This is a genomic window from Streptomyces pyxinicus (assembly GCF_024753135.1).
Classification (GTDB): Bacteria; Actinomycetota; Actinomycetes; order Streptomycetales; family Streptomycetaceae; genus Streptomyces; species Streptomyces pyxinicus.
Map to the genome: position 1 here is coordinate 23338 of NZ_JANUGP010000002.1, position 25739 is coordinate 49076.

At 73.6% G+C, this 25739-nt stretch carries 20 protein-coding genes; 6 read left to right on the top strand and 14 right to left on the bottom strand.

Translation table 11 applies throughout. The features are described 5' to 3' along the window. Positions 1 to 354: a hypothetical protein gene (locus NX794_RS02645; protein WP_258776431.1), complete on the bottom strand. Its 354-nt coding sequence runs from the start codon at positions 352 to 354 to the stop codon at positions 1 to 3. Positions 355 to 792: 438 nt separating this feature from the next. Between NX794_RS02645 and NX794_RS02650 the strand changes: the two genes are divergently transcribed. Further along, on the top strand, positions 793 to 1851 hold the full coding sequence (locus NX794_RS02650; RefSeq protein ID WP_258776432.1) for a C40 family peptidase: 1059 nt from the start codon (positions 793 to 795) through the stop codon (positions 1849 to 1851). Positions 1852 to 1858: 7 nt separating this feature from the next. Here the strand turns inward: NX794_RS02650 and NX794_RS02655 are convergent, their stop codons facing one another. Then, positions 1859 to 2857, bottom strand: coding sequence for a GlxA family transcriptional regulator (locus NX794_RS02655; protein WP_258776433.1), 999 nt, complete (start codon positions 2855 to 2857; stop codon positions 1859 to 1861). A 150-nt stretch (positions 2858 to 3007) separates the two neighbouring features. On the opposite strand from NX794_RS02655, the gene NX794_RS02660 reads away from it, so the two are divergent. Continuing rightward, positions 3008 to 3595 (top strand): isochorismatase family protein, encoded by a 588-nt coding sequence (locus NX794_RS02660; RefSeq protein WP_258776434.1) that lies wholly within the window; start codon positions 3008 to 3010, stop codon positions 3593 to 3595. A 258-nt stretch (positions 3596 to 3853) separates the two neighbouring features. Here the strand turns inward: NX794_RS02660 and NX794_RS02665 are convergent, their stop codons facing one another. Together NX794_RS02665 and NX794_RS02670 are read right to left on the bottom strand one after the other, a co-directional pair. Then, positions 3854 to 4567: a LuxR C-terminal-related transcriptional regulator gene (locus NX794_RS02665; protein WP_258776436.1), complete on the bottom strand. Its 714-nt coding sequence runs from the start codon at positions 4565 to 4567 to the stop codon at positions 3854 to 3856. Then, a complete protein-coding gene (locus NX794_RS02670) occupies positions 4564 to 5856 on the bottom strand; it encodes an ATP-binding protein (protein WP_258776437.1) in 1293 nt (430 codons plus the stop codon). Before NX794_RS02670 ends, NX794_RS02665 begins: the two co-directional genes overlap by 4 nt. Positions 5857 to 6068: 212 nt before the next feature. Between NX794_RS02670 and NX794_RS02675 the strand changes: the two genes are divergently transcribed. Both NX794_RS02675 and NX794_RS02680 read left to right on the top strand, forming a co-directional pair. Continuing rightward, positions 6069 to 7544: a PspC domain-containing protein gene (locus NX794_RS02675; RefSeq protein WP_258776438.1), complete on the top strand. Its 1476-nt coding sequence runs from the start codon at positions 6069 to 6071 to the stop codon at positions 7542 to 7544. Further along, complete coding sequence (locus tag NX794_RS02680; protein WP_258776439.1) at positions 7531 to 7731, top strand: hypothetical protein; 201 nt, start codon at positions 7531 to 7533, stop codon at positions 7729 to 7731. The genes NX794_RS02675 and NX794_RS02680 overlap by 14 nt, the downstream gene beginning before the upstream one ends. A gap of 54 nt (positions 7732 to 7785) precedes the next feature. Here NX794_RS02680 and NX794_RS02685 read toward each other — a convergent pair whose 3' ends face one another. From NX794_RS02685 to NX794_RS02695, 3 genes are all read right to left on the bottom strand, one after another. Continuing rightward, entirely contained in the window at positions 7786 to 8316 is a 531-nt protein-coding gene (locus NX794_RS02685; RefSeq protein ID WP_258776440.1) for a DoxX family protein, read from the bottom strand. Between the two features lie 318 nt (positions 8317 to 8634). Continuing rightward, a complete protein-coding gene (locus tag NX794_RS02690) occupies positions 8635 to 9915 on the bottom strand; it encodes a hypothetical protein (RefSeq protein WP_258776441.1) in 1281 nt (426 codons plus the stop codon). A 519-nt stretch (positions 9916 to 10434) separates the two neighbouring features. Continuing rightward, positions 10435 to 11229 carry a class II aldolase/adducin family protein gene (locus tag NX794_RS02695; protein ID WP_258776442.1) on the bottom strand — a complete coding sequence of 265 codons (795 nt, stop codon included), beginning with the start codon at positions 11227 to 11229 and terminating at the stop codon, positions 10435 to 10437. 161 nt (positions 11230 to 11390) lie between these two features. Here NX794_RS02695 and NX794_RS02700 point away from each other — a divergent pair, with 161 nt between their 5' ends. Continuing rightward, complete coding sequence (locus NX794_RS02700) at positions 11391 to 11858, top strand: pyridoxamine 5'-phosphate oxidase family protein (protein ID WP_258776443.1); 468 nt, start codon at positions 11391 to 11393, stop codon at positions 11856 to 11858. A 10-nt stretch (positions 11859 to 11868) separates the two neighbouring features. On the opposite strand, the gene guaA is transcribed toward NX794_RS02700, so the two are convergent. Next, on the bottom strand, positions 11869 to 13449 hold the full coding sequence (gene guaA / locus NX794_RS02705; RefSeq protein ID WP_258776444.1) for a glutamine-hydrolyzing GMP synthase: 1581 nt from the start codon (positions 13447 to 13449) through the stop codon (positions 11869 to 11871). A gap of 289 nt (positions 13450 to 13738) precedes the next feature. Between guaA and NX794_RS02710 the strand changes: the two genes are divergently transcribed. Then, complete coding sequence (locus NX794_RS02710; RefSeq protein ID WP_258776445.1) at positions 13739 to 14050, top strand: chorismate mutase; 312 nt, start codon at positions 13739 to 13741, stop codon at positions 14048 to 14050. Positions 14051 to 14782: 732 nt separating this feature from the next. Here the strand turns inward: NX794_RS02710 and NX794_RS02715 are convergent. The 6 genes from NX794_RS02715 to NX794_RS02740 form a co-directional block, all read right to left on the bottom strand. Then, positions 14783 to 16630: a GMC oxidoreductase gene (locus NX794_RS02715; protein WP_428985839.1), complete on the bottom strand. Its 1848-nt coding sequence runs from the start codon at positions 16628 to 16630 to the stop codon at positions 14783 to 14785. 64 nt (positions 16631 to 16694) lie between these two features. Next, positions 16695 to 18308: a succinic semialdehyde dehydrogenase gene (locus NX794_RS02720; RefSeq protein WP_258776446.1), complete on the bottom strand. Its 1614-nt coding sequence runs from the start codon at positions 18306 to 18308 to the stop codon at positions 16695 to 16697. A gap of 136 nt (positions 18309 to 18444) precedes the next feature. Further along, positions 18445 to 19395 (bottom strand): serine/threonine-protein kinase, encoded by a 951-nt coding sequence (locus tag NX794_RS02725; RefSeq protein WP_258776447.1) that lies wholly within the window; start codon positions 19393 to 19395, stop codon positions 18445 to 18447. Between the two features lie 67 nt (positions 19396 to 19462). Then, positions 19463 to 21178, bottom strand: a complete 1716-nt coding sequence (locus NX794_RS02730; RefSeq protein ID WP_258776448.1) for a serine/threonine-protein kinase — start codon at positions 21176 to 21178, stop codon at positions 19463 to 19465. A 154-nt stretch (positions 21179 to 21332) separates the two neighbouring features. Then, positions 21333 to 23093, bottom strand: coding sequence for a serine/threonine-protein kinase (locus tag NX794_RS02735; protein ID WP_258776449.1), 1761 nt, complete (start codon positions 23091 to 23093; stop codon positions 21333 to 21335). Between the two features lie 129 nt (positions 23094 to 23222). Next, positions 23223 to 25730 (bottom strand): protein kinase, encoded by a 2508-nt coding sequence (locus NX794_RS02740; protein WP_258776450.1) that lies wholly within the window; start codon positions 25728 to 25730, stop codon positions 23223 to 23225. Positions 25731 to 25739 lie beyond the last annotated feature (9 nt).

Genomic DNA, 25739 nt, shown 5'->3' on the forward strand with positions numbered 1-25739 from the left:
TCAGGTCCACAGGACGGCGATGAAGATGTTGACCGTCGTCAGCAGGCCGACCAGCCCGAAGAGGCTCTTGTCGACGTGCTCGTCGTCCCGCTTGACGTAGACCAGTCCCAGGATCACGATCAGCAGCGCCAGCTTGACGCCGATCTTGACGGTGTTGACCGGGTAGTCCTGGGCCTGGTTGAGGCCGACCAGGACCACGCCGGTGACCAGCATCGTCGCGGCACCGTGCAGCATGGCCGGGACGAAGCGGGCGGTGCCCTGTCCTATGGCCTTCATCTGGGTGAGGAAACCACCGAGCAACGCGGCGATGCCGACGATGTGCAGGCCGACGAAGAGGTGGATGAGTACGTCCATGGGGCTGGAGCCTAACGAGGGGCGCCCGAGCCCCTGTGCGAGGGTCCGAACGCTCCTCGTTTCGGCAGGCCGGAGTCACGGAGCGTGAGGCTCTCGCGCACATGCGGTCCATAGCAGCCCACGACTCCCAGTGGTCCCGATTTCCGTGCTTCGGTCAGCACGCTACGTGAAGACGGCGGTCCAGCGTGATCAAGCCGATCGCACCCGGACACGACTCGACACGCCACAGCCAGTTGTGGACACCGCGTTACCGAACCGTCACAGTCCGTTCTAGCGTCCTCCCCCAGGTGACCGGCTCCCCAACGCCGCCCGGACCAGGGGCTGCGGTCGGCCACCTCCGCCGAGAACGGCCCGGCGGCGGCCCCGCTCCCCCGTGCGGGCCGCCGCCGGGCTCCGCACCGCTCGGCCGTAGGAGTCCCGGAAGGACGGACGATCCAGGTGGCAGCGCACCGCAAGCCCCGGCAACGCTCGCTCGGCGGCCATACGGCCCGTACGGCCGCCACGCTCGCCCTGGCCGGCGCGGCCACCGCGACGGTCTTCGACGGGACGGGGCAGGCGGCGCCGCGGCTCACGGCGGCGCAGGTGAAGGCCAAGGTCGAGACGCTGTACCGGCAGGCGGAGGCGGCCACCGAGAAGTACGACGGGGCCAAGGAGCAGGCGGACGCGGGCGAGCGGCGGGTGAGCGCGCTGCAGGACCAGGCCGCCCGCAAGCAGCAGCGGCTGAACTCGGCCCGGGACGCGCTCGGTTCCGTGGCGACGGCGCAGTACCGCGCGGGTGGCATCGACCCGGCCTGGCAACTGGCCCTGTCCAGCGACCCGGACCGGTATCTGGACGGCGCCGCGTTCGCCGAGCGGGCCGGTGACCGGCAGGCCGCCGCCGTGTCCCGGGTGCGCGGGCAGCTCCGGGAGATCGAGCGGCTACGCGGTGCGGCGCGCGTCGAGCTGACGTCCCTGCGCGCCCGGCAGGCCGAACTGCGGCGGCAGAAGAAGACCGTCACCGGCAAGCTCGCCGAGGCCCGGCGGCTGCTGGCCCGGCTCACTCCCCGGCAGCGGGCCGCGGTCACCGGCGACGGCAGCCCGGCCGCGCACGCCTCCCGCTCGGCCGCCGGCGCCCGGCAGACGCTGGACGCGTCCACGGTGGCCCCGAACTCCCGCGCGGCGGCGGCCGTCTCCTACGCCTACGCCAAGCTGGGCAGCCCCTACGTGTGGGGCGCCACCGGCCCCGACGCCTTCGACTGCTCGGGCCTCGTCCAGGCCGCCTACCGCTCGGCCGGCGTCTCCCTGCCGCGCACCACCTACGCCCAGATCAACGTGGGCCGCCGGGTCGCCCGCTCCGCGCTCCAGCCCGGTGACCTGGTGTTCTTCTACTCCGGGATCAGCCATGTCGGCCTCTACGTCGGGCACGGCCAGATGATCCACGCCCCCAACCCGTCGGCCCCGGTGCGGCTGGCGCCGGTCGACGAGATGCCGTTCGCCGGCGCGGCCCGGGTCGCGTGAGGTGCCGTCAGCCCATCCGCGGGGTCCGGAACCTGCGGCGGTACTCCGTCGGCGTGGTGTCCAGGCGCCGGCGGAACGCTCGTACCAGGGTGTCCGTCGTGCCGAACCCGCACACGGCGGCGACCCGTTCGAGAGTGGCGTCGGTGGTCTCCAGTTCGCCGCGCGCCTTCTCGACGCGGACGGACTCGATGTAGGCGTACGGGGTCATGCCCAGCTCGGACTTGAACAGCCGGGTCAGATGCCGGTCGCTGACGTGGGCGTGTGCGGCGATGGCGGCGATGGTGAGCGGTTCGGCGATGTGGCACAGGATGTACTGCCGCAGGTCCTCGATGCGCCGGGTGGCGGAGACCTGCTCCAGCGGCACACTGAACTGGCTCTGCCCGCTGGGTCGTTTGAGGTACATCACCAGTTGCCGGGCCACCCGCAGGGCCACGGCCTCACCGAGGTCCTCGGCGACGAGGGCGAGGGACAGGTCGAGACAGGCGCTGATCCCCGCGCCGGTCCAGATGTTGCCCTCGCGGATGAAGATCGGGTCCGCGTCGACCTCGACGGCCGGGTGGTCGGCGGCCAGTCGGGGCGCGGTCGACCAGTGGGTGGTGGCGCGCTTGCCGTCCAGCAGGCCGGCGGCGGCGAGGACATGGGCGCCGACACACACCGAGGCGATCCGGTCCGTGGTGCCGGCCAGGGTCTTCACCCAGGTGACGACCACGGGATCGACCAGCGGGTGCACGCGGCGCTCACTGTCGACCTCGACCGCCCCGGGGACGACGAGCGTGTCGATACGGCGTCTGGCGGCCTGCTCGAAGGTGACGTCCGGCAGGACGCGGACGCCCGCGCCGGTGGTGACCGGGTCCGTGGACTCGGCCGCCAGCAGGACCTCGTACCCCGCGGCGTCGTTCGTCTCCCGCCGGGCCAGGGCGAACACCTCCGGCGGCCCGGTGACGTCGAGGAGGTCCACGCCGTCGAAGAGGACGATGACGATGAGCCGTCTGATGCTGCCCGGCACGCTTCCCCCTCACGCCAACGGCATGTCTGTATCTGCATGTTAGCCGTCATTGCCGACACGAGGCGGGGTGCATAGCGTGGTGATCCGCAGCCCGGCCCACCGCACCGGCCGGGCAGCGGAACCCACCCCACCTCCGAAGGCGGCACACCCATGTCCCGTACGACCCTGCGCCGGCTCAACGGCTTCGACGAGACCCCGGCCACGCTCACCGGCTCGACACTGCTCCTGATCGACTTCCAGAACACCTACACCCGGGGCGTGATGGAGCTGGACGGCTGGGAGGCCTCCCTCGACGCCGCGGCCGAACTGCTGGCTCGGGCCCGCGCGGCCGGCACGAAGGTCGTGCACGTGATCAACGACGGCGGCGCGGGCACCCCGTACGACATCCGGGCCGAGATCGGCCGGATCCATTCCCGCGTCGCCCCCGCCGACGGCGAGCCCGTCGTCGTCAAACAGACCCCGGACGCCTTCCACGGCACCGACCTGGACACCCATGTCCCGGAGGGGCAGGACGTCATCATCGCCGGCTGGATGACCCACATGTGCGTGGCGTTCACGGCGCAGGGCGCGTTCCTGCGCGGCAACCGGCCCACCGTCGTCGCCGACGCCACCGCGACCCGGTCGCTGCCGATGGCGGGCACCGACCTGGACGCCCGCCAGGTGCACTACAGCGCCCTCGCCACCATCGCCGACCTCTTCGGTGTCGTCGTCGGGTCGCAGCAGGAGATCGCCCGCTGAGCCCACGCCGTCGGACGGCCACACGCTCGACGGCGACGAGCCGCCCGTGGTGGCCGACGCCTCCACCCTCCAGCCCGGCCGCTGACGGACAACCCGGGGGCACTCCGCCGCGAAGCAGGTCGACGAGGCCGCTCTCGCCACGATCCGGGACCCGGTCCGCACAGGATCGGCACCGCCGGACGCGCTGGTCCCGGTCGCTCCCCCTCCAGGCCGCGAGGGCCCTGGCCGGCACGTGCCCACCGAGTCGCGGACGAGGCGTCAGACCAGACGGCGCGCGGTCGCCCAGCGCGTCAGCTCGTGACGGTTCGACAGCTGGAGCTTGCGCAGCACCGCCGAGACATGGGACTCGACCGTCTTCACCGAGATGAACAGCTGCTTGGCGATCTCCTTGTAGGCATAGCCCCGGGCGATCAGCCGCAGCACCTCGCGCTCGCGCTGGGTGAGACGGTCCAGGTCCTCGTCCACGGGCGGGGCGTCGGTGGAGGCGAAGGCGTCCAGGACGAACCCCGCCAGCCGGGGGGAGAAGACGGCGTCGCCCTCCTGCACCCGGAAGATCGAGTCCACCAGGTCGGCGCCCGTGATCGTCTTGGTGACGTAACCGCGCGCACCGCCCCGGATCACCCCGATCACGTCCTCGGCCGCGTCCGACACGGACAACGCGAGGAAGCGCACCGGCCGCTCGGCGTCGGCGGTCAGCGCGGCGCACCGGCGCAGCACCTCGACCCCGCCGCCGCCCGGCAGATGCACGTCCAGGAGGACCACCTCGGGCCGGGTCGCGGTGATGACCGTGACGGCCTGGTCGACGTCCGCCGCCTCTCCGACCACCTCGACACCGGTCTGCGCGGTCTGGCCGATCTCGGCCTGGACGCCGGTCCGGAACATCCGGTGGTCGTCCACAAGCACCACCCTGACGTGCCGCCCGGCCGTCTCCGCCGCTGCCGGCGTGCCGTTCCCCTCGGTCGCGTCGCTCATGACGTCTTCTCCGCCCTCTCCATCTCCAGCTCGACCTCCGTGCCGCCGCCCGGCACCGCCCGCAGCCGGGCCGTGCCGCCGTTGCGCTCCATGCGGCCGATGATCGATTCTCTGACGCCCATGCGGTCGGCGGGTATGGAATCGAGGTCAAAGCCCGGCCCGCGGTCGCGCACGGACACGAACACCGCCCTCCCCTCGACCTCGGCGTAGACCTGCACGGCGCCGCCCTCGCCACCGTACTTGGCGGCGTTCACCATCGCCTCGCGCGCCGCCTGCATCTGCGCCGCGGTCCCCTCGTCCAAGGGGCAGTCGCCGACTATGACGACCTCGATGGGCACACCGTGCTTGTCCTCCACCTCCGCGGCGTTGCGCCGCACCGCCTCCGCGACGGTGTCCGGCTCGTCGGCCTCGGCCTTGCCGGTGCCCTCCGGTTTGTACAGCCAGGTGCGCAGGTCCCGCTCCTGGGCGCGGGCGAGGCGGCGAACCTCGCCCGCGTTCTCCGCGTTGCGCTGGATCAGGGTGAGGGTGTGCAGCACCGAGTCGTGGACGTGCGCGGCGACCTCCGCCCGCTCCTGGGCGCGGATACGCATCAGGCGCTCCTCGGACAGGTCCTGCGTCATACGGACCAGATAGGGGCCGGCGAGCAGCGTGATACCGACGAGGACCGCGAGGGCGGCCTGCAGCACCGCGCCGAGATGAGCGGCCGACCCTTGCAGGACGAAGATCGCGGTGGCACCGGCCGTTACCAGCAGGACACCGCCGGCCGCGCGGACCAGGGTGAGCGTGCGGCGGCGCCGGCCGACCTCGACCCAGCGTGCCCGGCGGGCGTTGTCCGCCTGCCGCCAGACCAGGGCGACACCGGCCGCGACCAGGACGGTGGGCAGCAGGTAGGCCTTGGCCGCGCTGCCCAGGTTGACGCTGCTCACGAAGACGACCGACACGACGACCATGAGGAGCAGCGCGACGATCTGTCCCCGGTCCGGTTTGCGGGCCACCAGTCTGCGGCGGCCGTCCGGGAAGGTCTCCGTGCCGACCAGCGTCGGCGGCTTCTGGTCGCCCACACCGCCGATGCCGAGGGGCACGAAGAACCAGAACGCGGCGTACAGCAGCGCTCCGAGGCCGTCCGCCATGAACAGGCCGACGAAGACGAGCCGCACCCAGACGACGGGCAGCCCGAGGTGCCCGGCGAGGCCCCGCGCCACCCCGCCGAGCCAGCGTCCGTCGCTGCTGCGGTAGAGCTTGCGCGGCGGCCGCGGGTCTTCGAGTGGCAGGCTTGCGGCTTCCGGCATGCCAACGATGGTCACACGGCCGGAGGGGCCGGGCATCAGGGTCGGTCCCGGAGACGCCCCTGATCTTCGCCAGGGTCGGCTCGGGGAGCCCCGGAACCCGGCGGTCCGCGGAGGCTCGAACACTTCCCCGCTCCCTGTCAGGGCCGATTTCAGGGTTCGCCCAGGGTCGTCCCGACTGCCGCGGCGAGGGCCGGGCCGTCACCATGGAACGCATGACGGATCACGAGCACGCCGCGACGGGTCCGGGATCCGGCACCGGCCCCCGCCCGGCACCGGGCACCGGGCCGACGGATGCCGGGCCCGCCGCGACACCGGGGACGGGGGCGGCCGGCACGGACACCCACGCCCACCGGCACGAGCGAGAACAGAGCGGGGAGTCCGAGCACGAGCCGACACTCGGCACCGCCGGGGCACCGGCACCGCATCGGTTCCGGCGCGACCGCCGGCACAAGCTGATCGCGGGTGTGTGCGCGGGACTCGGCCGGCAGACCGACATGGACCCGGTGATCTTCCGGATCACCCTGGCCGTGCTGTCGGCGACCGGCGGCATCGGCCTCATCTTCTACGGCTTCGTCTGGCTCCTCGTGCCGTACGCGGACGAGGAGGAGAACGAGGTCCGCAGGCTGCTGACCGGCCGGGTCGACGGCCAAGCCTTGGCCGCGGTGCTGTTCGCCCTGGTCGGCTGCGGGATCTTCCTGACCATGCTGAGAAACGGCGGGATGCTGACCTTCGCCGTGGTGCTCTCCCTGCTGCTGGCGGGCGCCGGGTACTGGTCGCGCCGGCGCGGTGCCCCGGATCCCGACCCGCTCGCCGCGCAGGCCGCCGCCGACGCCCCGCCGGAGGCCCAGGCGCCGCCGGTCTCCACGTACTTCCCGTCGTGGTGGCGGGACCCCATAGTCAAGGACGGCACCCATGTCGGCGACACCGGTTATCTGTGGGGTCCCGGCGACGCCCGGCAGCCGGACCTGGTCTCGGCCCTCGATGTCGGCATCGCCACTCCTTGGACGCACCCGGGCGCCGTGCCGCCGCCGAAGGCCCCGCCGGCGAGACCGCCCGGCCCGCGCTGGATCGGCGGCTGGGTGTTCCTGCTGGCGCTGGTGGCGGGCGGACTGGGCACCGGACTGACCTGGAGCACACACCCGCTGGGCACCAGCCTCCAGGCCGGACTGGCGTGTGCGCTCGCGGTGTTCGGACTGGGCGTCGCCGTCAGCGCGTTCCTGGGCCGCACCGGCGCCGGGACGGTGTTCCTCGCCCTCGTCACGGCGGCCCTGTTGGCCGGGGCGTCGGCCATGCCGAAGGACATCACCACGCACTGGCGGGACACGTCGTGGCGGCCGGCGGCGACGGCGCAACTGCGGCCCACGTACGAACTGGGCACCGGCCGGGGCACCCTGGACCTGTCCCGGGTGCGGCCGGCCGAGGGCCGGGAGATAGCCACGAGCGCCCATGTGGGCGCGGGCAGTCTGAAGGTCGTCGTGCCGCCGGACCTGACCGTGCGGATGAGCATCGACGTGGGAGTGGGCGACATCCGGTTGCCCGGTGACAACAGAAAGGACGTGGACGTGCAGCCGGGCAAGCACAAGGAGGTGACCCTGACACCGGCCAAGGGTGCCGAGGCCTCGGGCACACTGGACCTCACCCTAGGGGTCGGCGCGGGGCAGGTGGAGGTCAGCCGTGCTGCGTCATGAGTTCCAGCCCGGGAAGCTGGTCGCCGGGCTCTTCCTGACCGCCGCCGGTGCCGTGTACGCGGGCGACTCGGGCGGCCTGTGGGACACCCCGTGGTTCGTGGGAGCCCCTTTGGTGGTGGGCGGTCTCTGTCTCTCCGGGGTCGTGGCGGCGGTGGCCCGCGCGGTCCGGGACCGGGGCGGCACCTGAGGCGTCACCGCCTCCGGGCGCCCGGCGCATGTGGCGTCACAGCTCTTTGACACCTCAATAGTGGTAGCCGACCGAGTGCCGGCGGCGTGAGCGCCAGGCGGCGTCCAGGGACAGGTAGGGGGTGCCGGCGAGGATCAGGGGGAGCCACGCCATCAGGTAGGCGAGGTCGTTGCCGTAGTAGTAGGGGCTCGTCGCCCAGCTGACCGTCAGCCACAGGCTGAGGGAGATCAGCGCGCCGCCGAGCGCGGCCAGCCGGCCCAGCAGCCCGACCAGGATGCCGACACCGACGGCCAGTTCGCCCAGGGCGATGGCGTAGCCGAAGCCGACCGGGCTCTTGAGGGCCAGGTCGATCAGGGCGGGGATGGCGGCGGACTCCTTGGCCGCGCGCATGGTCTCGCCGATGGAGCCGGCGCCGGAGGCCTTCATGAAGGCGCTGTCGGTCAGCTTGTCCAGGCCGGCGTAGCCGAAGGTGACGCCGAGGAAGAGGCGCAGCGGCAGCAGGGCGTAGTGGGCGGCGGTGTCGCGCAGGCCTCGGTGGCCGTCCAGCCGGGTGGTGCGGGTGTCCGTCCGAATGCCGTGAGTCATCGCTGCCAGCCGCCTCTCGCCCGCGCCATGCCGCCTCGTCAGTCCATACGTATGGCGTGACGGCCCCGTTCAATCCTCTCCCGAATGATTTTCCGGATTTCGGGTCTTCCTGCCAGCGGCGCGACGGCCGCGAGTCACCTGCACGGGTCACCTGGCCCTGGGTCTCATGTCCCTGCGTGGGTCACCTGTCCCGCCATCCCGGCCGGTGCGTCACCTGCCCGGCCCGCCCGCCGAGTTCGCCGAGGCTCCGCGCCGCCCCTCCGCCTCCACCCCACCCCTGCCCCGGAGCCTCGCCCCTGCCCCGGAGTCTCGCCCCCTTCACTCGGTCACCGTGACGATGCACCGATTGGTGGCCACCCCCGCCGCCGTCACCACCTGGACCTCCGCCGAGCCGGGTTCGACCTCGGCCGGTACCGGCACCGTCAGGACCGTGTCGGTGGGGTTGCGGAAGCCGCCCGGGACGGGGACGAGCGGGACGTGCACGTCGACCGTGCCGATGCGGACGACCAGGCGGGAGAGCCGGTCGGCACCATGGGCGCCGGGCGGCACGAAGCCGGAACCCCGGATCTCGATGTCGTCACCGGTGCGGATCGGCCCGTCCAGGTCGCCGGGTTCCCGGGCGCGGACCACGGAGAGGACAACCGGACGGCCGCCCTCGGCGTACTTGCCGGCCAGGTAGGTCGCGGACGAGATCAGGACGATGACGGCCAGACCCCAGGGCAGGTCGGGCAGTTGGTAGGGCCGGCGGGCGAGCCGGACAGCGGCGAAGACGAGGGCGACGGCGCTGACGACGACGTACTGGATGTCGGTGAAGGCGCCCCGGCCGGAGTCGTCGGTGAGCAGGTCGGCGGCGTGCGGCCGGTGCGCGGGCACCTTCTGCAGCCGCTGGGCGAGGACACGCAGGCCCACCACCCTGCGGACGAGGACGGCGATGCCGCTCACCACGAACAGCACGGTCACCACGCCGGCGCCGCGCGCGAGGTCGAGCCCGGCGATCAGCGCGTCACGTTCGGTATGGCCGGAGGCGGCGGCGAGACGGGCGGCCAACAGCAGGACCGCGTAGGCGACGAACAGCACCCAGCAGGCGGCGACGGTGCGCGAGGTGGACATGCGGTTGTCCTCGCCGATGACCGGCGCGAGCACTCCACCGCGCGTCCGGTGCAGCCGGCCGGCGGCGGTCAGCGCGCCGGCGACGGCCAGCGCGGCGAGCAGGGCCGCCGTGCGGGCGTCGGTCCATCCGGTGCCGATCGCGGTGAGCGCCTCGGCCAGCAGCAGCGCGGTGACCGCGCCCCACACCACGCACACCGTCCGGGGCCACAGCCGGGCGAACCAGGCGACGCCCTCCGTCCGGCCGCGCTCGGCGACGGCCTCCGCGTGCTGGGTCAGTTCCTCGGACACCCACTGGCGGGACGCCGAGGCCGAGTGCGCCACGGCCGTCGGCAGTCCCTCCCCGGCGGCGAACTCGTCCCGTCGGCGCAGGAACGCGGCGACGGCCCGCCGATGTCCCTCACGGGCGCCGTGCGGACAGTCCCCGCAGGTGCAGCCGCCCTCGTGGACCCCGTCCGGGCCCACGCCCCCTCTCGCTTCCTGCACCGCCACGCCCGACGCCCGCCTTCCCGCGACCTTTCGGCACGGCGGCCGGCACCGCACCCGGGACGGGCGGGCCGGAGCCGTGCAACTCCCCTGCGACGAGAGCGCATTGTGCCCTACATGGGGGCCTGGCGGACGCCGGTCCGGGTCATCGGGGGTGAAGCGGGGGCCGCGCGGTTGACCGGGCCCTCCGGCACCGGCGCACGCGAGACCGTGTGCGGGCGGGACCTGCCCGCCACGGAAGCCGGCCCACCACCCGACACCCACCGGCCCGGCACACCCCGCACCCCGCACCCGGCACCCGGCACCCGGCACCCGGCACCCGGCACCCGGCACCCGGCACCCGGCACCCGGTACACGCTGCCCCGGCATACCCCCGCCCGGGACCCATCGGTCGGCACACCCCACCCGGCACCCACCGGCCCGGCACGCCCCGCCCGATACCCACTACCCATGGACCGGCACGCCCCGGCTCCGCACCCAACACCGGCCCGTCGCACCCCGACGACCCCGGTCCGGCCGAAAGGCTCAGCTCAGCAGGTCCGGTTCGCTGCGGCTGATGTCCTGCCACAGGGGCTGGTAGTTGATCCAGGCCACCAGGTCGCCGCCGAGTTGTTCCCGGGTGGTGACGGCCTGGCGGTGGTCGATGAGGACCGGTCGGCCGGCCGCCTTGGCCATCAGCTGGACCTGGCAGGACCGCTCCAGGGACAGGAACCACCAGGCCGCCGCGTCCACCGAGTCCCCGACGGTGAGCAGGCCGTGGTTGCGCAGGACGAGCGCCTTGCGGGAGCCGAGCTGCGCCGCGATCCGGCGGCCCTCCTCGGCGTTGATGGTGACTCCGCTGTAGGCGTCGTAGAGGGCCAGGTCCTCGTAGAAGGCGCAGCTCTCCTGGGTGATGGGGTCGATGAGGTCGCCGAGCGCGGCGAGGGCGCGGCCGTGCACGGAGTGGCAGTGGGCGACGGCGACGACGTCGGGGCGGGCGGCGTGCACCTGGGCGTGCACGGCGAAGGCGGCCTGGTTGACGTGGTAGCGGCCCTCGACGACCTGCCCGTCCTGGTTGGCGAGGACGAGGTCGCTGACGGTGACGTGCCGGAACGGCATGCCGAAGGGGTTGACCCAGAAGCAGTCGGAGAACTCCGGGTCGCGGGCGGTGATGTGCCCGGAGACCCCCTCCTCGAAGCCGTTGCGCCCGAAGATCCGCAGGGCACCGGCGAGACGTTCCTTGCGGTGCCGGCGTTCGTCCTCGACCGAGTCGTGCATCGGCGGCATGGCGAACCGCAGCTGATCGGTGGGCAACGGCAGGGGCGGGGTCGGCCCGTGCATAGGTCCTCCAGCGTGCAGATGGTCGTACCTGGCGGAAGTTACCGCCGGTCCAGCGGGAAAGGGCAGTCCTGATCCGTACAGCGGTCCTGATTTCCGTGAAGATGACCTCCGTTCCGCATACCCGACAGAGGATGTCGGTATTGGCCGCGAGGCTGGTGGGCATGAACTGGGCAGCTTTCACCATCGCCGCACCCGAGCTGGCGGCGTTCACCGAGGAGCGCTTCGGCGCCCACCGGCACCACGTCCTCGCGACCCTGCGCGCGGACGGTTCGCCGCGCACCAGCGGCCTGGAGGTGCAGTTCCGGGACGGGGAGCTGTGGCTCGGCATGATGCCGGACTCCCACAAGGCCCGGGACCTGCTGCGCGACCCGCGCTTCACGCTCCAGGCCAACCCGGGGGCGGGGACGGACATGAGCGGTGGGGACGTACGGATCGCCGGGCGCGCGTACGAGGTCGAGGACGGCGCGGTGAAGGCCGCGTACGCCGAAGAGGTGGAACCGCCGGGGCCGTTCCACCTCTTCCGCACCGAGCTGACGGAGGTCGTGCGGACCTTCGTCGAGGACGAGACCTACCTCGTCGTCCAGTTCTGGAGGCCCGGAGAGCCGGTGCGCACTCTCCGGCGGACCTGAGCGGGCGGGACTACTCCCACTCGATGGTGCCCGGCGGCTTCGAGGTGACGTCGAGCACGACGCGGTTGACGTCGCGGACCTCGTTGGTGATGCGGGTGGAGATCCGGGCGAGGACGTCGTAGGGCAGCCGGGACCAGTCGGCGGTCATGGCGTCCTCGGAGGAGACCGGGCGCAGCACGATGGGGTGGCCGTAGGTGCGGCCGTCGCCCTGGACGCCCACGCTGCGGACGTCGGCGAGCAGGACCACCGGGCACTGCCAGATGTCGCGGTCCAGGCCGGCCGCGGTCAGTTCCTCGCGGGCGATGGCGTCGGCGTCGCGCAGCAGGTCGAGGCGCTCCTTGGTGACCTCGCCGACGATGCGGATGCCGAGGCCGGGGCCGGGGAAGGGCTGGCGCTGGACGATCTCCTCCGGCAGGCCCAGTTCCTGGCCGACCATGCGGACCTCGTCCTTGAACAGCTGGCGCAGCGGCTCGATCAGCCGGAACTCAAGGTCCTCGGGCAGACCGCCGACGTTGTGGTGCGACTTGATGTTGGCGGTGCCGGTGCCGCCGCCGGACTCGACCACGTCCGGGTAGAGGGTGCCCTGGACCAGGAACTCCACGGCGGGGCCCGCGTCGGCGATGATCTCGACCTGCGCCTGCTCGAAGACGCGGATGAACTCACGGCCGATGATCTTGCGCTTCTCCTCGGGGTCCGAGACGCCCTTGAGGGCGTCCAGGAAGCGCTGCTCGGCGTCGACGACCTTCAGCTGCACGCCGGTGGCGGCGACGAAGTCCTTCTCGACCTGCTCGGTCTCGCCCTTGCGCATCAGGCCGTGGTCGACGTAGACGCAGGTGAGCTGGGAGCCGATGGCCTTCTGGACGAGGGCGGCGGCGACGGCGGAGTCCACGCCGCCGGACAGACCGCAGATCGCGCGCTTGTCGCCGACCAGCTCACGGATCGCGGTGACCTGCTCCTCGATCACGTTGCCGGTGGTCCAGGTGGGCTCCAGGCCGGCACCACGGTAGAGGAAGTGCTCCAGCACCTGCTGGCCGTGCGTGGAGTGCATGACCTCGGGGTGGTACTGGACGCCGTAGAGCTTCCGCTCGTCGTTCTCGAAGGCGGCGACCGGGACGACGTCCGTGGACGCGGTGACGGTGAAGCCCTCGGGGGCGGCGGAACAGGCGTCGCCGTGCGACATCCACACGTGCTGCTCGGCCGGGGTGCCCTCGAAGAGGGTGGAGGAGTTCCGGGAGACGTGCAGGTCGGTGCGGCCGTACTCACGGGCGCCGGAGTTGTCGACGGTGCCGCCGAGGATCTGCGCCATCAGCTGGAAGCCGTAGCACATGCCGAAGACGGGGACGCCGGCCTCGAAGAGCGCGCGGTCGAGGCGGGGGGCGCCCTCCTCGTACACGGACGAGGGGCCGCCGGAGAGGATGATCGCCGCGGGGTTCTTGGCGAGCATCTCCGGGACCGGCATGGTGCTCGGCACGATCTCGCTGTAGACCCGCGCCTCGCGGACGCGACGGGCGATGAGCTGGGCGTACTGCGCGCCGAAGTCCACGACCAGAACGGTGTCGGGGGTGGCGGCAGTGGAAGTCGCTGATGACACGGGGTGCCTTCTGGTGGTCGGGCGGGGGTCTGTGCTACCGAGTCTAACGGTGCGGGTGGCCGCGCTTCCTCCGTCGGCGGCAGCGGGCCGTGGCATACTGGCGGCATGCTCGCGCACTCGACCTTCCTCTTTACCTATGGCACCCGGCCCGCCGGCTGCCATGGTCGTGCCGCTTGAGCTGAGCCAAGCGACTTCCCAGGCGCCCCGGGCCGACAAGGCCCGGGGCGCCTGTCGTACTCCCGGGTTCCGCCGTCCCAGGGCCTCCACCTTCCCGAGCAAGGAGCCCGACGTGACCACCACCACCCCGGAAGCGACCGCCGCCCCGCACGCGACCACCGCACCAGACGCGACCACCGCCCCGGACGGGGCCATCGCCGAAGCCAGGGAGCGCATCGACGTGCTCGACGACCGGATCATCGGTCTCATCCAGGAGCGGATGGCCGTGTCCGCCGTCGTCCAGCAGACCCGGATCGCCTCCGGCGGCCGGCGCGTGCACCTCTCGCGCGAGATGGAGATCCTCGGCCGCTACCGCGACGCGCTCGGCCGGCCGGGCACCCCGCTCGCCATGACGCTGCTGGAGCTGTGCCGGGGCCGTATCTGAGTTCGGTGCCGCTCTCACCCGTACGGGCGCGTGACCGGCTCGCGCACCGCTTCGTTGAGGGGAATGTCCGTGCCAGCCAGGGGCGGGCCCGACAGAACCACGCGTGGCTCGCTGGAGCGATGAGGCGTACGGGTCGTGCCGCACGCCGTGGGACCTCGTTCCAGGAAAGTGACCGGACGGCAGGGGACAGCAGCCCGGTCACCCAAGAGAACGGCCGGCTCCGGGGACGCCCGGGGCCGGCCGGCGGGACAACCGCACAGGTGCACCACTGCCGGCCGGACAGGTGCGGACGCCCGCACCGCATCCGGCACACTGCGCAGCCGTCCCGGGTCCCGGCGCAGATCAGCAGGCCAGTAGCCGATAGCCAGTAGGCCGACGGGCCAGTGGCGCACACCGCACGGCAGCACGCATCGGGCGGCACACGAGCAAGCGGCGCGACCCCTCGGCGCCGTTCCCCGGGCACCGGCGCCGCCCTGACGCCGGTGCCGGTCGGAAGAAGGGCCCCGCGGTCTCTCCGTCCCGCGGGGTCCTTCGCCGTGTCCGGTGACCGGCGGCGCACGCCCGGAACGAACGCCACCGGTGTGACCCATTCCACATCGCGGACCGGGGTGTCGAGGGCAACCCTTCGGGCTTTTCGCTGATCAAACCTGCAGATCAAGGAAACGGCGAGAGGGAGCTGCCTTCGGAGGGGGAGGCAGCTCCCTCTTCGCCGTCAGGGTCCCGGCCCCCGGTCTACTTCTTCGCCGGCACCGTCGGCATCCCCAGGAACGGCAGCCGCAGCGCGCCGAAGGCGTCCGCCGGCACCGCCGGGGACACCGGTTCCACCGGCTTCAGCCGCTCGTAGACCGCGCCCGCGGCCGGACGCGGGTCCTCCTCGCCCTTGTTCGGCCAGAAGGACATGGCCCGCTCGGCCTGCGCGGTGATGGTCAGCGAAGGGTTGACGCCCAGGTTCGCGGTGACCGCGGCGCCGTCCACGACCGAGATGCCGGGATGGCCGTACAGCCGGTGGTACGGGTCGATCACGCCGGTGTCCGGGGAGTCGCCGATGGGGCAGCCGCCGAGGAAGTGCGCGGTGAGCGGGGTGCCCATCAGCTCGCCGACGTTGCTGCCGGCGAAGCCGTTGATCTCGGCGGCGAGTACGGAGGCGGCCTCGGTGGCGGCACGGATCTGCTTCGGATTCGGGGCGCCGTGGCCCTGCCGGGCGGTCAGCAGGCCCTTGCCGACGCCGCCGGGCTTCAGGTAGGTGGTCAGGGAGTTGTCCAGCGACTGCATCACCAGGCCGATGATGGTCCGCTCCGACCAGCGCCGGTTGGACAGTGAGCGGGCGACCAGCATCGGGTGCCGGGCCGCGTTCGCCAGCCAGCCCAGCACCCGGGAAGAACCCTCGGTGTACGGCACCTGGAGGATGGAGAGGCCGCCCATGGAGTTGGAGCCCTTGCCGTAGCGGACGGGCTCGATGTGGGTGTTCTCGTCCGGGTGGATCGAGGACGTGATGGCGACACCGCGCGTGAAGTCGGCCCGGGGCTCGCCGGTGGCCTTGCGGTAACGGCGGTTGTCGGTCTGCGCGCCGACCAGCGCCTCGGAGTTGGTGCGGGTCAGGTCGCCCAGCCGGGCCGACAGGTAGGGCAGATGACCGGCCGCCTTCATCCGGTGCAGCAGGGTCTGGGTGCCGTAGGTGCCGGCGGCGAGCACGACCCGGCGGGCGGTGAACAGGCGGCCCGCGCCCTTTTTCCGGCGGTCCGTCGGCAGGGTCGCGACCGCGTACCCGCCGCGCGAGTCGTCCGTGACGGACACGACCGTCGTCAGGGGGTGGACCACCGCGCCGGCCCGCTCGGCGAGGTAGAGGTAGTTCTCGTTCAGGGTGTTCTTCGCGCCGTGCCGGCAGCCGGTCATGCACTCGCCGCACTCGGTGCACGCGGTGCGGGCGGGTCCGGCGCCGCCGAAGTACGGGTCGTTGACCTCGCCGCCGGGCCGGGCCGTCGCCTTGCCGTCGGCGTCCGCGTCCTTGCCGTCGCCGAAGAAGACGCCGACCGGGGCGAGATGGAAGGTGTCGCCGACGCCCATCCGCTCGGCCGCCGCCTTCAGGTGCACGTCGGAGGGGGTCATGGTGGGGTTGAGCCGCACCCCGAGCATGCGCCGGGCCTGGTCGTAGTACGGCTTCAGCTCCTCCTGCCAGTCGGTGATGTCCTTCCACTGCGGGTCCTCGAAGAAGGGCGCAGGCGGCACATAGAGGGTGTTGGCGTAGTTGAGCGAGCCGCCGCCGACGCCCGCGCCGGCCAGCACCATGACGTTGCCCAGCAGGTGGATGCGCTGGATGCCGAACATGCCGAGCTTCGGGGCCCAGAGGTAGTTCTTCAGGTCCCAGGAGTTCTTCGGCAGGGTGGCGCGGGTGAAGCGGCGGCCGGCTTCGAGCACGCCGACCCGGTAGCCCTTCTCGGTCAGGCGGAGGGCGGACACCGAGCCGCCGAATCCCGATCCGACCACGATGACGTCGTAGTCGTACCCGTCCCCGTGGGCGTACCCGTCCCCGTGGCCGTACCCGTCCTCGTCCCGGGTCTGGACAGACTTCTCCTGCGACACGTGCTCTCCTCGTCGAGAACGGGTGTTCCCCGTGCGATGCGGTAAGGCCCCCAACGGGGGGTGTCTAGCGGAAGCGGAACGTCTTCATCAGGCGCAGGCTCGTGCTCATGAACCGGGCGTACGCCTCGTCGTCCATGCCCAGCGAGGGCGCCATCGGCAGCAACCGCTGCCGGGCCACCGTCTGGACCTCGGTGTACTTGAGGATGCCCTCGGAGCCGTGGCGGCGGCCCAGGCCGGAGTCCTTCATGCCGCCCATCGGGGACTGGACGCTGCCGTAGGCGGGCGCGTAGCCCTCGTTGACGTTGACCGTGCCGGTGCGCAGCCGGGCGGCGACGGCCAGGCCGCGCCGGGCGTCACGCGTCCACACGGAGGAGTTGAGCCCGTACGGCGTGGCGTTGGCGCGCTCGATCACCTCGTCCTCGTCGCGGAAGCGGTAGACCGAGACGACCGGGCCGAAGGTCTCCTCCGCGCACACCGCCATGGAGTCCCCGACGCCGTCGAGGATGGTGGGCTCGAAGAAGTAGGGGCCGATGTCCGGGCGGGCCACCCCGCCCGCGACCAGCGTCGCGCCCTTGGCGACGGCCTCGCGCACATGGCGTTCGACGGTCTCCAGCTGGCGTGCGCCGACCAGGGAGCCCATGTCGGCGCCGTACGCGAGGGAGGTGCCGAGCCGCAGGGCGCGGGTGCGGGCGGCGAAGCGCTCCAGGAAGGTGTCGGCGACCGACTCGTGGACGTAGAGCCGCTCGATGGAGATGCAGAGCTGTCCGGCCGAGGAGAAGCAGGCGCGGACGGCGCCGGCGGCGGCCTTCTCGACGTCGGCGTCCGCCAGCACCAGCATGGCGTTCTTGCCGCCGAGTTCGAGGGACACCCCGACCAGCCGGGCGGCGGCGCCCTGGGCGACCTCGCGGCCGGTGCGGGTGGAGCCGGTGAAGGAGACGTAGTCGGCGTGCCGGACCAGTTCGGGGCCGACGACCGGGCCCTCGCCGAGCACGACCTGGAAGACACCTTCGGGCAGCCCGGCCTCGATCAGCAGGTCACGGGCCCACAGGGCGGTGAGGCAGGTCTCGGTGTCCGGCTTCATCACCACCGCGTTGCCGGCGGCGAAGGCGGGCAGCGCGTCGCCGACGGACAGCTCCAGCGGGTAGTTCCAGGGGGCGATCTGGCCCACCACCCCGCGCGCGTGGCGCAGTTCGGTGACCCGGGTCAGGGCCGGCACGGCGCCCGCGTGCCGCTTGGGGCGCAGGTAGGCGGCGGCCCGGCGGCCGTAGTGGCGGGCCGCGACGGCGACGGCCTGCACCTCCTCGTGCGCGTGCAGCCGGGCCTTGCCGGTCTCCAGCTGCACCAGGTCGAGCACCTCGGCCTGCCGCTCCAGGAGCAGGTCGTGGAAGCGCAGCAGGACGGCGGCGCGCCGCCGGACCGGGGTCCGCTCCCAGGCGCCCTGCGCGGCACGGGCCGCCTCGAAGGCGCGCCGGACGTCCTCGGGGGTGGACTCGGGCAGGTCGGCCAGCTTCTCGCCGGTGAACGGGGTGTGGTTGGCGGTGCGGCCGGAGCCGACGACGCCCTTGGTCAGCTGGGCCACCAGTTCCGGGGTGACCACGTGGGCGGCGGTACGAGCGCCCTCGGGAGCGGGCGCGAGGGGGTTGGTACCGGCGATGTCCGGGGCCTGCGTGTCCGTCATGACGCGCAGGGTATTCCGGTGGGCAGCCTTTGTGTACCCGTCGGTAACGGGGTTTCACGGCCCGTCCACACGCTGCCAGTGATCACTGGCAGCGAATGCGCTGATCAGGGGCTTGACGGGCGGACGGCGCGGTTGATCACTCGGCGCCGGGTTTTTTCGCCAGCAGCAGGGCGAGGGCGGCGAGAGGGGTACGGCGACGGGGATCGGCCTCCGGTTCCGGCATCGCCTCCGACTCACCGGCCAGGTCACCAGCCCTCTCACGAACCGGTGCGTCCGGCACCTCACGCCCCAAACGCTCCGGCTCCGGCTCACCCGGCACCTCATGCCCCAGCGCGTCCGGTACGGCCTCCGGCCCCGCGCACGCGCGCAGCTCCGCCTCCGCCTCCTCCGCGCCCGGGCGGGCCTCCGGTTCGTCCGCGAGGAGCCGGTGCAGCAGGGGGCCGAGCCGGCCGGGGTCCGTGTCGCCGAGGGCGGTGCGGAGCAGGGCGCCGAGGGACCACAGGTCGGAGGCCGGTCCGGCACCGGGTCCGGCCGCCCGCTCCGGGGCCGTGAAGCCGGCCGGCGTCCCCTCCGCGTGCCCGTCGCCGATGCCGAAGTCGGTGAGGACGACCCGCCCGGTGCCGGACTCCAGCAGGACGTTGGCCGGCTTGAGGTCCCGGTGCACGATGCCGACGGCGTGGGCGGCGCGCAGGGCACCGAGGACGGCGAGCCCGATCCGGGCGGCCTCGGCGGGCGGCAGCGGACCGCGCCGCAGCGCCTCGCGCAGGGATTCGCCCGCCACCAGCTCCATGACGATCCACGGGACCCCGGCCTCGGTGACGACGTCGTACACCGTGACGGCGGAAGGGTGCCGCACCCGGGTGGCGGCGCGCGCCTCCCGGTAGCGACGGTGGGCGAGCCGGCCGCTCTCCTCGTCGTCGGCCGGATCGCCGGGCAGCGAGGGCTCCTTGACGGCGACCTCCCGCCGCTCCTGCCGGTCCAGCGCCCGCCAGACCGTGCCGCCCGGGCCGGACCCGATCCGCTCGCGCAGCAGGTACCGGCCGCCGATCAGACGTGCGTCGGGCGGGTGTTCGCCGTCTTCGGTCATGTCACATGAGTACCGTGCGCACCGCGCCGTTGTCGAAGCGGGCGGTCAGACGGCCCGGCCGAAGCGGTCAGGGACCCGTGACCGAGAAGGTGCCGACCGCCACGTCGAAGTACTCGCGTGCCGCCCGCAGTTCCCCGACCGGCGCGGACACCCACACGTCGTACAGCCGCCCGGCCTCCTCCCAGCACAGGTCGTAGGTGTGCCGGGGTCCCTCGGCCGCGCTGAAGCCGTCCCAGGTGAACTCCCAGAGCGCGGCGGGCCGGCCCCGGTGCGTGGTCGGCACGACCCGGCCGCCGCGGTAACCGGGGTTCGTGGCGGGCCCCCTGGCGGCCGAGCGGTCCAGCACCCCCTGCGGGCCGCCCGGTTGGGGCAGGGTGACCTTGACCCCGAGCCGGAAGGTGTCCCCCGGCGAGAGGTAGTAGACGCGCTCACCCCGGAGGCTGCGGGTGAACCCCACCGGGACGGCGAGCGAGTACCCGGACGGGTCCCGGGTGGTGCGGTAGCCCGACGGCGCGGGCAGGGTCTTCGGGGTGAGGGTGAGCGTGGGGACCGGGTCGGTACTCGTGCCGGTTCCGGGTGCCGTGTCGGTGCCGGGGGCCGGCCCGGTGCCGGGGGCCGGGGTCGACGTACCGCCCGGGGTGCCGCCGCCCCCGTCCCCGTCGCCGTGCAGCAGCAGCGCGGCGGTCGACACCCCGGCCCCGGCCAGTGCGGCGACCAGCAGGGCCGCGACGATCAGCCCGCGCGGGGAGCCACGCCCCGGCACCTGCGCCGCCGTCACGGAGCCGGCGGGCGGGAACGGCCCGTACGGGGTGCTCCGTTCGGCCGTCGGGTACGGCACCCCTGCCGACCCGGCCACCCGGTGTGCCAGGCCGCCGAGCAGTGGGGGGCGGGGCTCCGGATACCCGTAGGGGCCCGGGGTGCCCGGAGCCCCGCCGGGGCCGGGCGGGGTACGGCCGGTCTCCAGATAGGTCCGCAGCATCCGCTCGGCGTCGGTCGCGTCGAGCCGCCGGTCGGGGTCGCGGTCCAGCAGGCCCCGTACGACGGGCAGCAGCGGCTCGGCCTCCACAGGCGGCCGGATGTCGTCGGAGACGACGGCGTGCAGGATGCCGCCCAGCGAGTCGCGCCGGAACGGGGACTCGCCGCTGAGCACCGTGCACAGCAGCGCGCCCACCGACCACAGGTCGGACTCCGGGCCGGTGCGCAGCCCGGACATCCGCTCCGGCGCGGTGTACTCGGGCGAGCCCACGAAGGACCCGGTCTCGGTGAGCGTGGTGGCGCCCTCGACCTGCGCGATGCCGAAGTCGGTGAGCACCACCCGGTCGGTACCGGACTCGATCAGGACGTTCGCGGGCTTGATGTCCCGGTGCAGCACCCCCGCCGCGTGCGCGGTGCGTACCGCGCTCAGCAGGGCGACGCCGATCCGCGCGGCCTCGGCGGCGTCGACCGGGCCCCGCCGGGCCACCCGGTCGGCGAGGGAGCCGCCGTCCACCAGCTCCATGACGAGGTAGGGCCGACCGTCCCGCTCCACCACGTCGTGGACGACGATGATGTGCGGGTGCCGCAACTGGGCGACCGCGCGGGCCTCACGGAAGGTGCGGTCCCGGCGCCGGCGCGCGTCGTCGTCCGGGAGCGCGTCGTCCGGCAGGAGTTCCTTGACCGCGACCATGCGGCCCAGCACCAGGTCGGTGGCCCGCCACACGACGCCCATGCCGCCGCGCCCGATGCGGGCCTCCAGCCGGTACCGGCCGGCGATCACCCGGAAGTCGGCGCCCTCGGTCCCCATGAGGGCCATCATGCCGCACCGGACCCGCGCACTCCGGGACACCGATCGGCCAAGCGGGCGGCTCAGCCTGCCATTTTCAGCCGACTGTGCGTCACGGTCCCGGCCCGCCGCGCCGCGTGGGACCGGCCGACCGCACCGCGCGGAACCGGCCGGCTCAGCCCGCGTCGGGCTGCCGCCAGCTCTGCAGCACCTGCTTGAACTGCCGGGCGGTCGTGGCCCAGTCGGCGGCCGGCGAGGACATGTAGATGACGTATTCGGTGCCCCCGCGCGAGAAGTACGTCTCCTCGATGGCGTGCCGGGGCCCGTCGACGTACGGCGCGTCCTTCTTCAGCGCGTGCCAGGTGTACTCCCACACCGCGCCCTCGCGGTCGCGGTAGATGTTCTGCTTCAACTGCACGCGTCGGTAGTCGACGAGGCGCTGCTGGAGCTGCTGCTCCAGATCCTTCTGGTGGGAGATCGGGTCGGGGAAGTCCGGCGAGGCGTCCATGGCGACGCGCACGAAGTGCAGGCCGTTGTCGGGCGAGTAGTCGATCTGCTTCAGGTCGCCCTTGATGCCGTAGACCGTGCGCTTCCAGCCCTTGGGCAGGGCGATGCCGAAGCCGAGCGGATCGTCGTACTTCTGCCAGCCCTCGGGGGTGGTGCCCTGCGCAGCGCTGCCGGAGGGGTCGGGTGCCGGGCCCGCGCCGCCGGAGCCGCTGCTGTCCCGCGTCCGGTGGTCCCACTGCTGGTATCCCACGGCCGCGCCGGCGCCGAGCACCACGGCGACGGCGACGACCAGCGCGAGGGTGCGCAGCCGGCGCCGGGGCCGGGCGGCACCGGGCGCGACGGCGGTCGGACCGGTTCCGGTACGGCCCGGACCGTAGCCCTGGGCCGAGGTCCCGGGGCCGTAGCCCTGGACCGGTGTGCCGGAACCGTAGCCGTGAACCGGCGTCCCGGAAGCGTAGCCCTGAACCGGCGTGCCCGAGCCGTAGCCGGAGGCACCCGTCACCGGACCGGTGCCCGGCGTCCCCGTGCCGTACCCGGCGTCACCGGCCCCCGGTCCGCCGTGCGAGTGCAGGCCCGAGCCCTGCGTCGGCACGAACGCCTGGGCGGCGCTGGGCCGGCGGCCCTCCGCGGCTTCGGCGAGCAGTTGCTCCGCCTCCTCCGCGCTCGGCCGCCGCTCGGGCTCCTTGCGCAGCAGCGCGGCGATGACCGGTCCGAGCGCGCCGGCGTGCCGCGGTTCGGCCGCCTCCTCCTCGACGACCGCCTGCATGGTGCCCAGCGGCGAGGTGCGGCGGAACGGGGACCGGCCCTCGACCGCCGTGTAGAGGGTGGCGCCGAGCGCCCACAGGTCCGAGGACGGGCCGGGGTCGTGGCCGCGCACCCGCTCGGGCGCGAGGTAGTCGACCGAGCCGACGACCTCGCCGGTGCGGGTGATGGTGGTGTCGCCCTCGATCTGGGCGATGCCGAAGTCGGTGAGCAGGACCCGGCCGTCGCGGCCGAGAAGGACGTTGCCGGGCTTGACGTCGCGGTGCAGGACGCCCGCGGAGTGCGCGGCGCGCAGGGCCCGCAGCACCCACATCCCGATCCGGGCGGCCTCCCGGGGCTCGACCCGGCCGCGCTCCTTGACCGCGTCCGCCAGCGAGTTGCCCTCGACCAGCTCCATCACGATCCACGGCCGGCCGTCGTGCTCCAGCACGTCGTGCACGGTGACGACGGCGGAGTGGTTGATGCGCGCGGCGGCCCGCGCCTCGGCGCGGGTGCGGGCGAGCAGGACCGCCTGGTCGCTGTCGGAGACGTAGAGCGCGGCGGTCAACTCCTTGACGGCGACCTTCCGGTGCAGCACCTCGTCGTGGGCGCGCCACACCCGGCCCATGCCGCCGCTGCCGATGGAGTCGGCGAGCCGGTAGCGGCCCGCTATGAGCAGGCCCTGCATCTGATTCACGTTGCCCCGCAATGCTCTTGACAGGGTCAGACTAAGGACCGCCCCGCACCCTGGGAACACGCGGGGTCCCAAGGTGACAGTCCTGTGACGGTTGCCGCCGCGGCCTGGCGCCCGGGACGCTCAACCCGGGTAGCGGTACGTCGTGGTGGCCTCCTCGTACAGCCGGGTGACCTCGTCCCGGTCGGACTCGGGGCCGCGCACCTGGACGATGTGGTAACGGCCGTTCAGCAGGATCGCCATGTTGCGCACGAACAGGTCGCGTCCCTGTCCGTCGGTCCAGGTGTACTGCCCCTCGGCCATGGTGCGTCCGCCGACCTGGATGGTCTTGAGGCCGGTGGCGGTGGACCAGCTGGAGTCGCGGTAGGGCTGGAGTTCGCGCTCCTTGTCCTGCTGGTAGGCCATGGGGTCGTCGCCGCCCGCGGAGGCGGAGTCCCGGCCGGGTACGACGATCAGCTCGAAGTCGCCGTGGGCGTAGACGACCTGGCCGCTGCCGTTCTTCGGGGTGCGGGTCCAGCCCTTGGCCACGGCGACCCGGAAGCCGTCCGGGTCCTTGCGCAGCGTGAAACCGTCGGGGACGGACGGGCCGCCGCCGGTCTGCGTCTCGGTGGCGGGCGCGGAGGCGGAGGGGTCGCCGCCGGGTGTGCCCTGCCCCGTCGAGGGCCCGTCGGACGGTTCGGCGGACCGGGAGGGCACCGGGTTCGCCTGGCCGGCGTTGTCGCTGTCGCCGTCGGTCTGCTTCGGCATGAACAGCATCGCGTAGGCGATCGCCCCGGCCAGCAGGAGCAGCACCAGCACGAGCAGGACCCGGCCGAGGCTGTGCGGCGAACGGCCGCCGTCCCGGCCGCGTTTGTGCCGGCCGTGCGGGTGATTCGCGGGCACTCGGGCACGGCGCCGTCGCACCAGCTCGCCGCGTCGCCGCACGATCGGCAGCCGGCGCGGATCGGCGGGCGGTACGGGGACGACATGCGCGCCGGCGTCGGGTTCGGGCGCGGACCGCACCAGCGAGCGCAGCCAGCCGCTCAGTTCCTCGAAGTCGAGCCGGTCGGTGGGGTCCTGACGCAGCAACGACTCGACGACCGGGCGCAGCGGGCCGCACTCCTCGGCGAACGCGGGCGGCTCGGCGCACACCAGCTGCACCAGCTCCGCCGTGGACTCCTCGGGGTACGGCGCGTGTCCCTGCACCGACCGGAACAGCAGCGCGCCGAGGGCCCACAGGTCGGTGGCGGGCCCGACCGGCGCCGCCAACTGCCAGTTCTCGTGCATCGGTCCGGCCTGCTCCGGCGCCCACCGCTCGGTCACCGGCCCGACCACGGTCATCCGCACCTGCCGCGCCCGCTCGGCCGCGAGCGCGGTCCCGGGCCCACGCCGCCCACCACCGCCGTGCCCGCCGTCGTCCCAACGGCCGGTGCCCTGCGCGGGCAGGGCGGGGGGCGGGGTGCCGCGCGTCGGGTCCCCGGCGGCGGGCCCCCCGGGGAGGGGCAGGCGGTGCCCGGTGGCCGCCGGCGGCAGGCCCGGGCGCTCGGTGCCGGACGGTTCGGCGGAGTCGGGGCGTGGTGCGGCGCCGTGCCAGGGAGCGCCCTGGACGCCGTACGGCTCGGCGATCCGGCCGGAGGGCGGCGTGCCGTACGGCGGCTGCCCCGCTCCGGTGTCGCCCTCGGCGGGGGTGCGCGCCCCGGGCAGGGCGGCCCGGCCGTCCCGCCCGGCCTCCTGCACCCGGGCGGCGGCGCGGGCGCCCGCGCGGTAGGCGGCGATGGCACCGGCCCGGGCGGCCCGGACGTCCGCGCCGCTCTCCAGGGCGCGGGGCCCCGCCGGAGCCGGCGCGCCGGCCGCTCCCGGTGCCGGCAGGCCACCGGCCGCCCGCGCCTGGATCGCGGCCCGCCGCGCGGTCTCGGGGTCGACGGCGGCGTCCGGGGCGCCGCCCTCCGCTCCCGACGCCTGCGGAACCTCCGTGTCCCGGTACCGGGGAGACCCTTCCCCGGCACTGTCCCCCGCTTCCTCCGCGTCTTCCGGGGCCGGCACCGGGTCGTACCCGCACAGTGCCTCCTGGGCCGCGCCGACCGCCAGGCCCGTCAGCAGGACGCGGCCGTCCTCGCAGACCAGCACCGTGCGAGCGGTGATGTTGCGGTGGACCCAGCCGTGGGCGTGCAGCACCCGCAGGGCCATGAGGACGTCGGCGGCGACCTCGGCCGCCCGGTACGGCGTCAGGGGGTGCTCGGTGAGCAGCGCGCTGAGCGGGCGGGCGGCGACCAGTTCGCTGACGATCCACAGCGAGCCGCCCTCGGCGAACACGTCGAAGACCTGGTCGAGACGCGGGTGGTCGGGTATGCGGGCCGCCGCCTGCACGGCCTCCACGGCGCGTCGCACCGCGGGGTCGGCGGGGCGCCGGGACGCGCCGGGGGCCGCCGGGACCGCCCGGGTACCGCGCCCGCGGGCCGTGAACCCGTCGGGCAGGCCCTCCGCGTCGAGCACCTCCGCCTCGACGACCTCCGGCAACGGCACCTGCCGTACCAGCACTTCCTGACCGCTGTAGGTGTCGAAGGCCGGGGTCTCGGTGAGTTCGTACTCGTCGGAGGGCGGCAGCGGCAGCCGGTAGCGGTCGGCGAGCACCCGACCCGCGTACTCCTCCACGTTGCCTCC